The sequence below is a fragment of the Rufibacter sp. LB8 genome (assembly GCF_014876185.1).
In the GTDB taxonomy this organism is placed as follows: Bacteria; Bacteroidota; Bacteroidia; order Cytophagales; family Hymenobacteraceae; genus Nibribacter.
The window spans coordinates 2,900,213-2,915,799 of the sequence record NZ_JADALJ010000001.1 but is presented as its reverse complement, the minus strand read 5'-3'; the positions used below and the strand labels follow the sequence as shown (position 1 = coordinate 2,915,799).

Genomic DNA, 15,587 nt, shown 5'->3' with positions numbered 1-15,587 from the left:
GGTTGAGGTGGGTTAAAAAGAAAGCAGTGCCGGTTCAGTTTGTCTGGTGGGCGCTGGTTTCTTGAGCGACAAACTGGCAGAATCCAGCTGCAACGTTAAGGTGGCAAAAAAACTCTCTTTCTCGTCTTGAATGGTTAAGGTGTGGCGCTGCGGGTAAAGCAGTTCTAGCCGTCTTTTAACATTAGGCAAGCCAATGCCGCCAGTGTGGTCTTTCTGGTCGGTGTTTTTGTGGTTGAAGACGGAGAAATGCAGCTGGTTTTCCGCCAGCTCGGCGTGAATCTGAATGGGCCGGGCCGGGTTGGTGCAGATGCCGTGCTTAAATGCATTCTCCACAAAGGCAATCAACAGCAGCGGCGCAATCTGGTACTGGTCTATATCGCCTTCTTGCGAGAAATCAATATAGGCGTGGCCTTTCAGCCCGATGCGCTGTAGTTCTACCACGTCTTGCAGGTATTCCAGTTCTTTGGAAAGCGGCACCAGCGTCTGCTCACTTTCGCGGAGCATGTAGCGCAGCAAGCCAGATAGTTTGAGCAAGGCATCGGGGGCTAAATCAGATTTCTGGTAGGTGAGCGCGTAAATGTCATTGATGGTGTTGAACAGGAAATGCGGGTTAATCTGCGAGCGCAGAAAAGCCAGTTCGGTGCCCATGCGGGCTTTCTCCAGTTCTTTTTTTTCTTCCTGCGCCTTAAACCAATCCAGAATATAGCGGTAGGCAATGCCCAGCAAGATGTACATCAGCGTTGAAGTGACAAGGCTCTGGAACAGGAACACAAAGCTCACCTGCTCGTCATAACTGGCCCACCCAAAATAGCGCATCAGCGACACCTCAAATACATAATACACCGGCGTAAACGCCAGCCACAGCCCAAACACCCCGGCCACATACACGCCAAAGCGCTGCTTTTCAAATAATCTGGGCACCAGCAACTGCGCGTTCAGGTAAAAGAGCGAAGCGGTCAGTAGGGTTCGGGCTATTTCTACGGCGGCTATTTTATAAAACGCATACCACGTGTACTGCATCTCCCCGAAGTTGTAATACTGAAACCCGAAGATGATGTCTTTGACCGTGTCTATGAACCAGAAAAGGCAATGGAAAAGAAGGATTCGTTTTTTATCCATGCCTTAAAATTAGGGGAAACCTCTTTCAAATGCCTCTGCAAATACAGGAAACCCAGCGTAAACTTTACCAACGGGCCTTTTACAAGTAGCAACGCGCTTAACTGTTCAAAAACGGGTTCATCAAGGAAAAGCGGGCGTTGGTGTATTTTAGTAAAGCCGTTGAAAATGGTTGTGGTATGTTTGCAGCAGTTCTTTTAACCAACATCGCACCCAACTTTTATGAAAAAGCATCTTCTGCTCCTCGTGTTTGTGTTTTCTTTTCTGAACAGCGCCTTCAGCCAGACCGCCCCGGTTCTGCCAGACTCCATCAAGAAGTACGTGCTGGCTGCCCTGGACACCATGAAACTGAAAGCCCTCCGCAAACACACCGTAGATTGGGAGAAAGTCTATGCCAAAACGCTCACCAACGCCCAGAAAGCCAAGACCGTCAGAGACACCTATCCGGTTCTTCTCAAAACGGTTAAATCTCTTGATGCGCACGGCAACTTCGCCTCGCCAGAATTAGCCAAAGCCTATGAAGGCGGCTACCGCTCCAACGGCATGCAAGTGCCTTTCGCCACGGGCGGAATGGTAGAAGGAAAGTACGCGTACATAAAAGTGCCGGACTTTGCCGTGATAGACAAGAAAGAGAAAGTAGAGTACGCCGATTCTCTGCAGAATTTGATTAAGCGCTTAGACCAACAAAACCCCAAAGGCTGGATTCTGGACTTGCGCGGAAACTGGGGCGGTATGCTAGACCCCATGATGGCCGGCGTAGCGCCACTGCTAGGCGATGGCAAGTGGCTGGGCTTTGAAGACGCCGACAAAAACGAGGTTTTCTGGGAAGTGAGAGACGGGCAATTAGTGGAGAAAGACAGCGTGCTCATGGCCGTCTCCAATTCGTATCGCGTGAAAAACACCAAAGCGCCCATCTCTATCCTCACCGATAAAAACACCGCCAGTTCCGGCGAAATGGTAGCCATGGCCTTCGTGGGTAGACCGCACACCAAACTCATAGGCACCAACACCGCCGGCGCCACCACCAGCAACGAAGGCATTAAACTGCAAGACGGCGCCTTTCTTATCTTAACCACCAGCGTCACCTTTGACCGCACCGGCAAGCGCTACGGCAAACACATGGAACCCGACGTGAAATTGACCGATTTAACCGGTGTCAACGCCATTGATAATACGGCCTACATGCAGGCCGCTGTTAAATTTTTGAAGAACCCGAAGAAATAGAATGTCACTAAAGGTATCAGCAATTGCCGTTTTCGGGCTCTGTTTTGGAAATGGCGCCGAAAACAGGAATTGGCACTTGGCAGACCGCCCCCAACCCCTCCTACAACAGGAGGGGGGCTTTTCAGGAATGCGTGGGAGACAAGGCGGTGCCTGGTCTCTACAGTTTAATATGCCGCAAGTTTAGAGTGAGCGTAACTTGTGGCGATACATGTTGTGCGTTTATAAACTCACGTCAGTTGATAAACTGACCAAGTGGGTTACCACAAGTTACGCTGTCGCTAAACTTGCGGTAGGAGAGTCTCAGTCATATATTTTAGTTTTGCTTCCATTTCCAAAACAGAGCCCAAAAACGCAATCAATTCAGTTCCAGAAACGAAGGCTGCCTATGAAGGCGCACCTTTTCCAGCCTTTCCATCGAGCGCCTCGCGGGTTGGCCTTGAACGACGGGAACTACAGGCAGATAACAGTCACGGCCAAGACGGGCAGTGCGAGAGGGGAAGGCGGGGCCTCGCGGCCGTGAGCGCTCGGAGCCCGGCTATGGAAGGAGCCGTCTTGTGAGGCAAGGGATCAGCGGAATTTTGGAAGGAAGGCAAACTGCGTGCACAAAGGCAGCTAGAGCCGCAGTTCAGGTTGTTGGCCCCTATGAACACCAACAACGGCGGGAATTCTGGTTTAGCTTCCATTTCAAATCCAGAGCCTGAAAACGCAAAAAGGGCTGCTCCAGTGGAACAGCCCTTTGCTATGAATAAGTCTTGCTACTTGATACGCACTACTTGCTACTCAAAAACTACATACTCAAGTACAAATTCCGCTCCGCGTAAATCTTAGCGAAGTACTCATCATCCAGATTGTCAATGAAGTAGATGGCCTCACCGGTAGATTTCATCTCGGGCCCGAGCTCCTTGTTCACCTCCGGGAATTTGCTGTGGGAGAAGACCGGTACTTTAATGGCGTAGCCTTCCAGTTTGGGGTTGAAGGTGAAGTCGGTTACCTTGTTTTCGCCCAGCATCACTTTGGCGGCGTAGTTCACATAGGGTTCGCCGTACGCTTTGGCAATGAACGGCACCGTGCGGCTGGCTCTTGGGTTGGCTTCAATGATGTAGACAATCTCGTCTTTGATGGCGAACTGAATGTTGATCAAGCCTACTGTGTTGAGCGCCAGGGCAATTTTCTTAGTGTACTCATTGATCTGGTTCAACACGTTCTCGCTCAAATCAAAGGGCGGCAGCACGGCATACGAGTCACCGGAGTGAATACCGGCCGGTTCAATGTGCTCCATCACGCCCAGAATCTGTACGTTCTCGCCGTCACAAATGGCATCGGCTTCGGCTTCAATGGCGCGGTCCAGGAAGTGATCCAGCAAAACCTGGTTGCCGGGGCTGTCTTTGAGAATGTCCAGCACCTGGGCTTCCAGTTCTTTTTCGTTGATCACAATTTTCATGTTCTGGCCACCCAACACGTAAGACGGGCGCACCAACAACGGGAATTTCAGGTTTTTGCATTCCTCCAGGGCTTGCTCCGCAGACGTCACACTGGCGAAGGGCGGGTACGGAATGTTGTTGGCTTTCAACAAGCTGGAGAAAGCGCCGCGGTCCTCGGCCAGGTCCAGGCTTTCATAAGTAGTGCCCAGAATCTTGATCCCAAAGCGGGTTAGTTTCTCCGCCAGTTTCAAGGCGGTTTGTCCGCCCAACTGCACAATCACGCCCTCTGGTTTTTCGTGCAGGATAATATCATAGATATGCTCCCAGAAAACCGGCTCAAAGTAGAGTTTATCGGAGATGTCAAAGTCCGTGGAAACCGTCTCTGGGTTGCAGTTGATCATGATGGTCTCGTAGCCACACTCGCGGGCGGCCAGTACGCCGTGCACGCAGGAGTAGTCAAACTCAATGCCCTGGCCAATGCGGTTGGGGCCGGAGCCCAGGACTACCACTTTCTTGCGGTCAGAGGCTTTGCTCTCGTTTTCGCCGTCAAAGGTGCTGTAGTAGTAGGGCGTCTGGGCCTCAAACTCGGCGGCGCAGGTGTCCACCATTTTCCAGACGCGGGTAATGCCCATGCCGGTGCGTTTCTCGTGCACTTCGCTTTCTTTGCAGCGCAGCAAGTAGGCCAATTGTCTATCCGCGAAGCCTTTCACTTTGGCGGTGCGCATGAGCTGGGCCGGAATGCTGTCTACCGTGTATTTCAGGATTTCGCGCTCCACCTGCTCCAGTTCCTCAATCTGCTGCAAGAACCACGGGTCAATCTTGGTCACTTTCTGGATGGTGCTGGTGGCTACGCCGAATTTCATGGCGTCTTTGATGGTGAACAGCCGGTCCCAGCTGGGGTTGGCCAAGCTGTGCATCAATTGGTCATAGTTGGTTTTCTCCTTGCCATCGGCACCCAGACCGTTGCGCTTGATCTCCAAACTCTGACACGCTTTCTGCAGCGCTTCCTGGAACGTACGGCCAATGCCCATCACTTCGCCCACGCTCTTCATCTGCAGCCCAAGGAGTTTGTTGGCGCCTTTGAATTTGTCAAAGTTCCAGCGGGGTATTTTCACAATCACGTAGTCCAGGGCGGGCTCAAAGAACGCCGAGGTGGTTTTGGTGATGGAGTTCTTCAGTTCATCTAAGTTATAGCCAATGGCCAGCTTGGCCGCTACTTTGGCAATAGGATAACCCGTCGCTTTAGAAGCCAAGGCCGAGGAACGGCTCACGCGCGGGTTAATCTCAATGGCGATGATGGTGTCATCCTCAGGATTCACCGAGAACTGCACGTTACAGCCGCCCGCAAACTGCCCGATTCCGTTCATCATTTTAATGGCCAGATCGCGCATGCGCTGGTACACCGTGTCTGGCAAGGTCATGGCCGGGGCAACGGTGATGGAGTCGCCGGTGTGAATGCCCATGGGGTCAAAGTTCTCAATGGAACAGATGATGATCACGTTGCCGATGTTGTCACGCAGCAGTTCCAGTTCGTATTCCTTCCAGCCCATGATGCTTTGCTCCACCAATACTTCATGGGTGGGGCTGGCGTGCAGACCGCGGGTCAAGGCCTGGTCAAATTCCTCTGGGGTGTTCACAAAGCCGCCGCCGGTGCCGCCCAGCGTGAATGAAGGCCTGATCACCAGCGGGAAACCGATTTCCTGGGCAATTTCCTTGCCTTCTAAGAAAGACTTGGCAGTGTAGCCTTTGCAGACGTTTACACCCAGTTCAATCATTAAAAGGCGGAATTTCTCACGGTCCTCAGTGGTTTCAATGGCGGCAATGTCCACGCCAATAATCTTGACGCCGTATTTCTTCCAGATGCCTACTTTCTCACAGTCAATGGCCAGGTTGAGCGCTGTCTGTCCGCCCATGGTGGGCAGCACCGCGTCAATTTTATGTTTCTCCAGAATCTGGATGATGGACTTCTTCTCCAGCGGCAACAGGTACACGTTGTCGGCGGTGATGGAGTCAGTCATGATGGTGGCGGGGTTGGAGTTGATGAGCGTGACCTCAATGCCTTCCTCGCGCAGGGAGCGGGCGGCTTGGGTGCCAGAATAATCAAACTCGCAGGCTTGGCCAATGACAATAGGACCGGAACCAATGATCAGGACAGACTTGATGGAAGTATCTCTAGGCATTACAAGGAATGGGGTATGTATAAATTGCCCAAAGTTAAAGTGTAAAGTTTAGAAATGAAGGAATTTTACGGGAGTCTTTGAAAAAAAGTAAGGTAACCGCTGTTTTCTTCGGCCCAAGGAAACAGAGCAAAGGTTTTATTGCCAAAAACTATGTACGCCTGGCAGAATTGTTGGCATATTTTCAAAAGTGGGCAGAGAGAATTTCTGTTTTGGGGCTCATTTCCAGAAATGAGCCCCAAAACGGAAAGTAAAAGCTAAGACGTGGATTGACGCAAAGGCAAGACGGTGCGTGGCTGCCAAGTTGAAACGTGCGGCTCACGCGCTGCTTTGAAAGGAAATACACGGCCCATTATGAGCAATCTGGTAAAACATTGGACTATCTTTGCCGTTAGTATCTGGGTTTTGGGGGTTGTACCCGCCTAAAACCTCCGTTTGCCGGGCATCCCCCGCCCGTTCATGCTGTCATCCATTCCATATTTTATATGAGATTATACGCCTCGCTGTCTAAGATTAAATTTCTGAACACGTATGCGGTCAAGTTCCTGTTTGTGGCCTTTCTGGGCATTCACATCCCGCTGATCGGGATTATTTTCTTCATCGCGTTCAATGATGATGCCCTTACTTCTTTGGAGATCATTCTCTACACGTTAGGGCTTACTTTGTTGGCTACGGCCATCACGCTGTTCATTCTGCACAAACTCATTCGGCCTATCATTGTGGCCAACCGGGCGCTCCGGAACTACATCACGGCGCAACAGCTGCCCAACCTGCCCATGACCTTTACAGATGAGGTAGGCGTGCTGCTCCAGGATATTCAGAACACCGTCACCTCCGTAGACAATTTGCTGCAGGAGAAAAAAGACCTGGTGTCTATGCTGTCACATGACCTGCGCACGCCCACCATCACCACCCTGGACACCGTTAGGCTGCTCCGCGAAAACCCCGAGGAACAGCAGCAACTGCCCGCGTACCTGGACAACCTGGAGACAGTGGGCAAGAAACAGCTGGAACTCATGGACTCAGTGTTGACCTTGCTCCGGCAGGAAGACAGCCTCACCCAGGAGCTGGTGAAGAAACCCATGTCTTTGGCGCTGCTGGTGCGCGGCACCATTCTGCAGCTGCAACTGCCGCTGGTGGCCAAACGCCTGCAAGTCAAGCAAGAGATTCCGGCAGAACTCATGGTGTCTGTGGAGGCTACCTTGTTTGGGCAGGTGTTGAGCAACGTGCTGGTGAACGCCATTAAATTCTCCAATCAGGGCCAGGCCATTACGTTAAAGGCCGAAGAAACCCCCACGCACGTGCTGCTGCACCTACAAGACACCGGCCTGGGCTTCGCCCCCGAAGTGCATGAGCGGCTCTTTGACCGGTTCACGCAGTACCGGCAGGTAGGCACGGCCGGCGAGGCCACCAACGGCATTGGGCTGTTCCTGTGCCAGAAAATCATGCAACGGCACGGCGGCACCATTACGGCGCACAGCGCGGGCAGGGGCCAAGGCTCCACGTTTACGCTGCAGATTCCCAAAGGCTAGGCCAAGCAGAAAGCAGTAAGGCAAAGCCGTTTTGGGGCTCATTTTCAGAAATGAGCCCCAAAACGGCTTTTTTTGTTTGGTTCACAGGCCAAAGAACTGAACGCCAAACACAAAAGTTGCCGGGAGCCTTGCATAACAAATAAAATTTCAGTTTGTTTGAAATTAGTACCAACAGTTTGGGCTATGCGCCGTTAACTCAAGGTAACGTGCGCGTGAAGGGCAAATGCAACCGCAGGAACCGTTCCTTTCCCAAGCCAGGAACACGCACAACAGAGGGCAGGTGCACTAAAAACAGGCTTTCAAGCGTAACCATGAATTCAGTTCCAGACGTTTCCCCCATTGACCCAAACACGCCCAAGACCCAAGACCAGTACCGTCTGCTGGTGGAGAGCGTAACCGATTATGCCATTTTCCTGCTGGACCCCACCGGCCACGTAGCCACCTGGAACGCGGGCGCGCGGCGCATCAAGCAATACCAGGATGATGAGATCATCGGCAAACATTTCTCCACATTCTACACCTCAGACGCCAAGGAGCGCGACTTCCCGGCCTATGAGCTGCGCGAAGCCAAGGCCCGCGGGCGGTTTGAGGATGAGGGCTGGCGCATTCGCAAAGACGGGTCTGTGTTCTGGGCCAACGTGATCATCACGGCGCTCTTCAATGAACAGAAGGAACTCATTGGCTACTCCAAGATTACCCGTGACCTGTCTGAGCGCAAAAAAGCCGAAGACGACCTCTACAAAGCCTACGAGGAACTGAAAGCCAGCGAGGAGCGCTACCGCCTGCTGGTGGACGGCGTGACCGACTACGCCATTTTTCTGCTGGACCCCGCCGGCAACGTAGCCACCTGGAACCAGGGCGCCAAAAAAATAAAAGGCTATGAGTCCTCTGAGATCATTGGCAAGTATTTCTCCAAGTTCTACAGCCGTGAGGCCATTCAGCGCGGCTACCCTGAGTATGAACTAAAGGAAGCCCGCAGCCACGGCCGGTTTGAGGACGAAGGCTGGCGCTACCGCAAAGACGGCTCGGCGTTCTGGGCCAATGTGGTCATCACGGCCATTTACAACCACCGCCAGGAACTCATAGGCTTCTCCAAAATCACGCGGGACCTCACAGACAAAAAGCAACTGGAAGAACAACTTTTCAGAACCAATGAGGAACTGAAGGAAAGCGAGGAGAAAGCCCGCCTGCTCATTGAGAGCGTGAAAGACTACGCCATCATCATGCTCACCCCAGAAGGCCTCATTGGCACCTGGAACGCGGGCGCCGAGCGCATTAAAGGCTACAAGGCGCATGAGATCATAGGCAAGCACTTCTCGGCGTTTTATGCGCGGGAAGCCGTGGAGAGTGGTTTTCCGCAGTTTGAGCTGGGCAAGGCCATTGAGGTGGGTAGGTTTGAAGATGAAGGCTGGCGCATACGCAAAGACGGTACCGCTTTCTGGGCCAACGTCATTATTTCGCCGGTGTACAATCTGGACAACAGGTTGCTGGGCTTCGCCAAGATCACCAGAGACTTAACCGAACGCCGCCGCAATGAGGACCTCATGAAGAAGAACAAGGAGCTGGTGCGCATCAACAATGACCTTGACAATTTTGTGTACACGGCTTCGCATGACCTCAAGACACCCATCACCAACCTGGAGGGCCTGCTCAATGTGCTGCAAGATGACCTGGGGCCAGACCGCAACCAGCATGACCAGGTGCTCACCATGATGGCCGGGGCCATTGCCACCTTCAAAACCGTTATCTCAGACCTGGCAGACATTACCAAACTGCGCCAAGACAAAGGGGTGAAAGAACAGGTGGCGATTCCGGCCCTGGTAGAGGAGGTGAAAATGAGTTTGTTGGAGTGGATCAAGTCTTCGGGCGCGCAAATCACGCTGGGTGACCTGGAGTTTGAAACCCTTGACTATTCCCGCAAGAACCTGCGCAGCATCATCTACAACCTGGTGTCTAACGCCATCAAGTACCGGCACCCAGAAAGAACCCCGCACGTGGAGATCAGCACCAAGCATCTGGCCTCCGGCGAATATGAACTCACCGTGAAAGACAACGGCCTGGGCGTGCCTGAAAACCAGAAAGAAAAGATTTTCTCCATGTACCGCCGCGCCCATGACCACGTGGAGGGCTCAGGCATTGGGCTCTACATTGTGAAGAAAATACTGGACAACTCCGGTGACCGCATTCTGGTGGAAAGCCAGGAAGGCGAAGGCGCCACGTTCAGGGTCTTCTTTAAGCAGGAAGGCAAACGGTAAACCCAGGCGTTTTGGGGCTCATTTCTGAAAACGAAGCCAAAAACGCCTACCTGAACTGTGGCGTCTTTCCTCACAATCACCATGCGAGGCGGCATTTATGTAAACTGCACGTTTTGGGGCCCATTTCTGAAAATGAAGCCAAAAACGGAAAAGGCCGCGCTACCAGCGCGGCCTTTTCTTATATATGGAGTAGTGCAGTATATGCTATTTACGCGGTGACCTGGGCCAGCGTGGGGTAATCTGTATAGCCTTTCTCGGCGGTGTTGCTGTAGAACGTATTGGGGTCCGGTTGGTTGAGGTTAGTGTTCTGCGCGAACCGCTCCACCAGGTCTGGGTTGGCAATGAACGGCACGCCAAAGGCCACGGCATCGGCGTAGCCGGCCTCAATGACCTTGTTGCCCGACTCACGGGTGTAGCCGCCGTTGGTGATGAGCGTGCCCTGGTAGATCTTCCGGAAATGCTGGGCCACTTCTTTAATAGCGAAGGGCAAGGCCCGGGCGGCAGCGCCAGCCTCGGTCAAATGCAGGTACGCCAGGTTATAGTCATTGAGTTTCTGCACAATGTACTCAAAGGTCTCTGGGTCTGCTTGGGACAGTTCAATCCCGAAGCCCCCGTGCAACGATGGGTTCAACCGTACGCCCACTTTGCTCAAATCCAGCACTTCCTTTACCGCGTCCAGAATCTCAAACAGAATGCGGGCTTTGTTTTCGGCGGAGCCACCGTATGCATCTGTGCGGGTGTTGGCCGAGCTGCTGAAGAACTGGTGCAACAGGTACCCGTTAGACGCATGAATCTCCACGCCGTCAAAACCGGCTTCTACGGCGTTGGCGGCCGCTTTCCTGAAATCCTGCACAATGGCTTTGATCTCAGGTACCTCCAGCGCGCGCGGCGTCACGGTGTCTTTAAAGCCCTGCGGTGTGTATGATTTGTCATTGGGATTGATGGCCGACGGTGCCACCGGCAACTCCCCGTTGTGGAAATCTGGGTGCGACATGCGGCCCACGTGCCACAGCTGCGCGAAGATCTTTCCGCCATTGGCGTGTACCGCCGAAGTGACTAGTTTCCAGCCCTCTACCTGCGCCTGGGTGTAAATGCCCGGCACGTTGATGTAGCCCACGGCCTGCTTGCTTACCGGCGTTCCTTCTGAAATAATGAGGCCCGCGCTGGCGCGCTGCGCATAGTATTCGGCTACCAGGTCAGTGGCGGCGTTCTCTGGGTTGTTGGCCCGGCTGCGGGTCATGGGGGCCATGACCATGCGGTTTTTCAAGTCCAGAGCGCCTTTCTGCAGGGGCTGTAACAACGGTTGGTTTTCTATCTGAGTCATAAATTTATTTTGTGTGTTTACATATGTTGTAGATACAACTGTATGGGTAAAAAAATAGGTTATTGCGTTTTCTCTCTCAATTTATCCATGAGCAGGCCAATCTGCACGGCTTCCTGCTCCGTGATCTGCGCGAATTTCTCATCCAGCTGCTGCATGATGGTCTCGGTCTGTTTTAACAGCTCCAGGCCTTTGTCTGTGATGATGATGTCCACCTTCCGGCGGTTGTGTGAACATTGGCAGCGCGTGACCAGGCCTTTTTCCAATAGTTTATCTACCAGGCGGGTGGCGTTGGAGTCGCGGTCCATCATGCGTTCCTGAATGAGGCCCAGCGTGGCGGGGTTAGGGTACTGCCCGCGCAAAATGCCCAGCACATTGTGCTGCTGCATGGAGATTCCGTAAGGTTTGATCTGCGCCGAGAACTCTTTCTGCAGCCAATTGCCGGTAAACATCACGTTTACCACCATGCGCTTGTAAGGGCTCCCAAACGTCTTCTGCTTCAATTCTTCTTCTAAGGTCATAGGCGGCACCAAATCGTGAGCAAATGTAAGGACAACTATTGTATATACAACTATATGCCAGGTTTAGTTTCACACAGCGCCGGTTTCCTTGGGGAAAGCGATTCCGTTTTCGGGCTCATTTCTGGAAATGAGCCCGAAAACAGAAACCTCAATCAACAACAACCAATCAACAATTAATTAAGGCTGCAGTTTGTTCTCCAGCATGCGGTTGTTGTACTGCTGAATGAAGGCCTTGACTTTGTTTTCTAGGGCCACACGCACTTCAGGTAGTTGGTCTTTCAGGTTTTCTTTCAGCAGCTTGTCTTTCTGGTAATTGTAGAGACCCAAGGTGTTGGTGCCGTCAAATTGCAGGAAATACTCGTTCTCCAGCCATTGGTAAGCGCCCTGGTAACTCACGGCAAAGTTGCCCTGGCTGGGGGCCAGTAGGCTCTTCCCGAAGGAGAAAAACGGTTGGTCATAGCCCAAATACGCCAGCACGGTGGGCATGATGTCCAGTTGCTGCACCACGCGGTATGGCTCCACGCCTCTGAACGCGGCATCGCCGGGGGCAAAGAAGATGATGGGCACCGCAAAATTCCCGACCGCGCTCTGGTACTCCGGGTAATAGGTGAACGTGGCCGAGTGGTCGGCGGTGATGACAAACAGCGTGTTCTTAAACCAGGGCGACTGGCTGGCTTTCTCAAAGAACTTGCGCAGGGCCATGTCTGAGTAGCCCAGGCACTCAAAAATCTCAAACGGACCTTTCTTGAATTTCCCCTTATACCGCGCTGGTACTTTGTACGGGTGGTGCGAAGACGTAGTGAACACGGTGCTCATGAACGGCTCTTTGAAGGTGTTGAGTTTGCCCGCCATGAACTGCAGAAACTCCTCATCCCAGATGCCCCACATGCCGTCAAAGTCCTCGGGTTTGCCGTACTCGGTCATGCCGTAATAATGCTGCACGCCAATCAGGTTCATGAGCGCGTCAAAGCCCATGGAACCATTGGGCGCGCCGTGGAAGAACGAGGTGTGGTAGCCTTTCTGGCTCAAGGTGCGCGGCAAACTAGGCAGGTTGTTGCTCACATACTGCGTGAGTACAAACGGTTCCTGAATGCTGGGAATACTGGTGAGCACGCTGGGCAACGCGTCAATAGACTTCCGGCCATTGGCGAAGGAGTGCCAGTAGACCTTGCTCTGCCCCATAAGCGAATCTATGAACGGCGTGTAGCCCGTGTAGGTACCGTTCTCCAGGTGCTTATTGTATGCGCCCACGGCTTCCTTGCCCAGACTTTCCCAGATAATGATAACCACGTTTTTAGGAGTGAACCTAGCACTGTCAGCGGGCAGATGCACCGGGTTGAACAGCTGGGCCGCCTGCTGGTCCGTGAAGTATTCTACCTTCTGGTAACTGGTTTTGTTGATGGTCCTGATGATGGAGAACGGCGTGTTGAGCACAATGTACATTTCCTGGGGCCGCTCCACGTACTCGCCGGCGTTGCTGAGCGTGATGGGCCGCGTGCTGTGCCGGAACCCGCCCCGCATGGCGCCAATGCACAAGCCCACCATCAAGACCATGACCGTAGTGTGCCACGGATAATAAAACCACGGGTTGAACGCCGTTCTTTTCTTTAATTGAATGCGATTGTACAGCCACACCATGACCAGCACCAGCGCCAGCCAGATGGCGGGCACGTACCAGAAATCCTTCAGAAAGCTGGTGGCAAACCCACCCCAGTCCTCATTCCCGAACTCCCGGACCACACTCCCCGTGGTCCGGCGCAGCGTAAACCGATAGTACACCAAATCGCCGCAGTTGAGGGCAAGGCCCAGGCTGTTGAACACAATAAACACCCATTTGGCCACTTTCTGGTACGCCGGGTGGTGCCTGAACCGGAACGGCAGCAGCAGCAGCACAATGAACAGCAGGTTGGTGTACAGCACCGCCACCAGGTCAAACCGAAGCCCACCCCACATGAGGTACAGCAAATCTGAGAACGACGTCTCCAGAAAAAAACCTTGGTTGAACAGGTAAAACAGCACCCGGCAGACGGTATACAGCAGCATGGCCACGCCCAGCGCCAGCAGCAGCTGGAGGTGCACACTTTCGCGGAGGCGGGAGAAGTTGAATCTTGGTGTCATGGGCAAAGGTAACGTGCCGTAAAATTAGGCATCTGCCCGCAGAGTTTTATAAGGCATTTTCAGGGGAAGGAAGTACGCAGGTTTTGATTCCCGTTTTCGGGCTTGTTTTTGGAAATGAGGGCAAAAACGGGAATTGGCAGAAGACACTCGTAGGAGCTTCGCACACTACGAGGTCTTTTGAGCAGGCGTCTGTCGGGACCTCCACCGTAGAGACAAGGCATTGCCTGGTCTCTACAAAAACCTCTGCCGCAAGTTTAGGCGCAGCCGTACCTTGTGGCTAAACATGTTGTGAGTTTATAAACTCACGTCAGTTGATAAACTGACCAGGTGGGAAACCACAAGTTACGCTGCGCTAAACTTGCGGTAGAGAATGATACTCGCGTTTTCGCCTCCATTTCCAATCCAGAGCCCGAAAACGCAATTTATAGTAATGCTCCCCTCCTGTTTTAGGAGGGGCTGGGGGTGGTCAACTTTTCCAGCCTTTCCATCGAGCGCCTAAGCAGGTTCCGTCGCCGGCAGGCGGGTGCCGAAGGCGCCAGGAAGCTGGTACAGCGCGAGAGGGGAAGGCTGGGCCTCGCGGCCGCGAGCGCTCGGAGCCCGGCTATGGAAAAGGCCGTCTTGTAAAACGTAGGATGCAGCAGTCATTTGGAAGGAAAGCAAACTGCGTGCACAAAAGCAATCAAAACCACCACTCCAAACATTCGGCAATTCTATTTCTCCAACCCATAGGGGTACAACCCCAATCGCATGTCTGATAAAAGCCGGCGTGAACGGCCTCACCAGATAATCGTTTTTACCTTTACGCATGTATTTGCCCAAACTTCTACCTTCCCTTCGCCCAAGGTTATTTCTTGCTGTTGTATTTCTAGTGCTGGCCACCGCCTGCACCGCGCCGCGGTCAGTGATCCATTCGGGGAAGGTGACGCCGCACGGGCAGTTCAAGGTGGGCTTTAACGCGGGCGGAAACCTGGCCTCGGAACCTATTGGTGAACTCAAGAACATCACCGAAGCCGCCGTAGATGCTCTCCTGAAACAGGATTCTGTCTACTACGGGCCGCAGATTCAGGCCGCTACCAGAGGCGCTATTGCCTACTCGCTGGACCCCGTGGGCCCGACGTTCGATTTTTATGTGCGCTATGGCGTGCTGCCGCGGGTAGACGTGGGTTATAAATATGCGGGCGGCGTGCACGTGGTAGATGCCATGTACCAGTTCATGGGTTCTGTGGGCACGCTCACCAACCCGGGCAGCCAACGCAGATGGTCGGGGAGTGTGGGCGTGCAGTACTCGGGCCAGGACTCAGATTTGCTGGACAAGCTGTTCCTTTCCAAGCTGTCGCCTATTCTGGAGTTCACGGCCACGCGCAAAGACGTGCTGGTGCCGCTGGTGTTTAGTCGGTCTTTTGGGGTGGAGGAGGAATACGGCAACATCTCATTTGGGGTGGCCTACAACCACACGTTCATTGAATACGGCCTGCAGCCCACCAAACTCTACCGCAAAGTGGGCGGCAACGAAGTGGTGCGGTTAGATGGGCTCACCAAATCCAACAGCTTCGGGTCTTTTGGGCTGTTTGTGAACGCGAAGATTGGCGCCAAGCGCATTTACCTGTTGCCTGCGCTGGCTATGTATTACCAAAACTACGGCACGTATGATTTGCTGCTGGGCGAACAGTATAGCTATGCGGGCTTCACGCTGGTGCCCTCATTGGGCGTGCAGATTGGCCTGGGCAAAGGCAAAGTAGGGAGGAAGTGAATTTCCGTTTTCGGGCTCATTTCCAGAAACCAAGCCGAAAACGCCAAAACAAATATACCGTAAACGCCCAAGGCGACTCTTAGAAAAGGGTCGCCTTTTTTTTGCTTAGCCGTCTTTGGGTACTGCTTTCAAGAATGGAAAGATGCAGAGAC

General features: G+C 53.2%; 9 protein-coding genes. 4 read left to right on the top strand and 5 right to left on the bottom strand.

The features are described 5' to 3' along the window. Positions 1 to 12: 12 nt before the first annotated feature. The gene (locus IMY23_RS12275; RefSeq protein ID WP_192822369.1) at positions 13 to 1,119 is read right to left on the bottom strand and encodes a sensor histidine kinase; all 1,107 of its coding nucleotides are present in this window, start codon (positions 1,117 to 1,119) and stop codon (positions 13 to 15) included. A 219-nt stretch (positions 1,120 to 1,338) separates the two neighbouring features. Between IMY23_RS12275 and IMY23_RS12270 the strand changes: the two genes are divergently transcribed. Continuing rightward, a complete protein-coding gene (locus IMY23_RS12270; RefSeq protein WP_192822368.1) occupies positions 1,339 to 2,340 on the top strand; it encodes a S41 family peptidase in 1,002 nt (333 codons plus the stop codon). Between the two features lie 787 nt (positions 2,341 to 3,127). On the opposite strand, the gene carB is transcribed toward IMY23_RS12270, so the two are convergent. After that, entirely contained in the window at positions 3,128 to 5,941 is a 2,814-nt protein-coding gene (carB, locus tag IMY23_RS12265) for a carbamoyl-phosphate synthase large subunit (protein ID WP_192822367.1), read from the bottom strand. 482 nt (positions 5,942 to 6,423) lie between these two features. Here carB and IMY23_RS12260 point away from each other — a divergent pair, with 482 nt between their 5' ends. Beyond that, on the top strand, positions 6,424 to 7,470 hold the full coding sequence (locus tag IMY23_RS12260) for a sensor histidine kinase KdpD (protein WP_192822366.1): 1,047 nt from the start codon (positions 6,424 to 6,426) through the stop codon (positions 7,468 to 7,470). Between the two features lie 311 nt (positions 7,471 to 7,781). Then, positions 7,782 to 9,725: a PAS domain-containing sensor histidine kinase gene (locus IMY23_RS12255; protein ID WP_192822365.1), complete on the top strand. Its 1,944-nt coding sequence runs from the start codon at positions 7,782 to 7,784 to the stop codon at positions 9,723 to 9,725. Between the two features lie 208 nt (positions 9,726 to 9,933). On the opposite strand, the gene IMY23_RS12250 is transcribed toward IMY23_RS12255, so the two are convergent. The 3 genes from IMY23_RS12250 to IMY23_RS12240 all read right to left on the bottom strand — a co-directional run bounded on the left by IMY23_RS12250 (position 9,934) and on the right by IMY23_RS12240 (position 13,685). Then, the gene (locus tag IMY23_RS12250) at positions 9,934 to 11,049 is read right to left on the bottom strand and encodes an alkene reductase (RefSeq protein WP_192822364.1); all 1,116 of its coding nucleotides are present in this window, start codon (positions 11,047 to 11,049) and stop codon (positions 9,934 to 9,936) included. A 59-nt stretch (positions 11,050 to 11,108) separates the two neighbouring features. Then, positions 11,109 to 11,567, bottom strand: coding sequence for a MarR family winged helix-turn-helix transcriptional regulator (locus IMY23_RS12245; RefSeq protein ID WP_192822363.1), 459 nt, complete (start codon positions 11,565 to 11,567; stop codon positions 11,109 to 11,111). Between the two features lie 177 nt (positions 11,568 to 11,744). Next, a complete protein-coding gene (locus tag IMY23_RS12240; protein WP_192822362.1) occupies positions 11,745 to 13,685 on the bottom strand; it encodes an LTA synthase family protein in 1,941 nt (646 codons plus the stop codon). Positions 13,686 to 14,490: 805 nt separating this feature from the next. Between IMY23_RS12240 and IMY23_RS12235 the strand changes: the two genes are divergently transcribed. Next, positions 14,491 to 15,435 carry a hypothetical protein gene (locus tag IMY23_RS12235; protein ID WP_192822361.1) on the top strand — a complete coding sequence of 315 codons (945 nt, stop codon included), beginning with the start codon at positions 14,491 to 14,493 and terminating at the stop codon, positions 15,433 to 15,435. The last annotated feature ends 152 nt before the right edge of the window (positions 15,436 to 15,587 follow it).

What these genes read in the sequence shown, in the direction of transcription:
- IMY23_RS12260 (WP_192822366.1), top strand. Translation starts at nt 6,424, where the DNA reads ATGAGATTATACGCCTCGCTGTCTAAGATTAAATTTCTGAACACGTAT.
- IMY23_RS12255 (WP_192822365.1), top strand. Translation starts at nt 7,782, where the DNA reads ATGAATTCAGTTCCAGACGTTTCCCCCATTGACCCAAACACGCCCAAG.
- IMY23_RS12270 (WP_192822368.1), top strand. Translation starts at nt 1,339, where the DNA reads ATGAAAAAGCATCTTCTGCTCCTCGTGTTTGTGTTTTCTTTTCTGAAC.
- IMY23_RS12240 (WP_192822362.1), bottom strand. Translation starts at nt 13,685, where the DNA reads ATGACACCAAGATTCAACTTCTCCCGCCTCCGCGAAAGTGTGCACCTC.
- IMY23_RS12235 (WP_192822361.1), top strand. Translation starts at nt 14,491, where the DNA reads ATGTATTTGCCCAAACTTCTACCTTCCCTTCGCCCAAGGTTATTTCTT.
- IMY23_RS12275 (WP_192822369.1), bottom strand. Translation starts at nt 1,119, where the DNA reads ATGGATAAAAAACGAATCCTTCTTTTCCATTGCCTTTTCTGGTTCATA.
- IMY23_RS12245 (WP_192822363.1), bottom strand. Translation starts at nt 11,567, where the DNA reads ATGACCTTAGAAGAAGAATTGAAGCAGAAGACGTTTGGGAGCCCTTAC.
- IMY23_RS12250 (WP_192822364.1), bottom strand. Translation starts at nt 11,049, where the DNA reads ATGACTCAGATAGAAAACCAACCGTTGTTACAGCCCCTGCAGAAAGGC.
- carB (WP_192822367.1), bottom strand. Translation starts at nt 5,941, where the DNA reads ATGCCTAGAGATACTTCCATCAAGTCTGTCCTGATCATTGGTTCCGGT.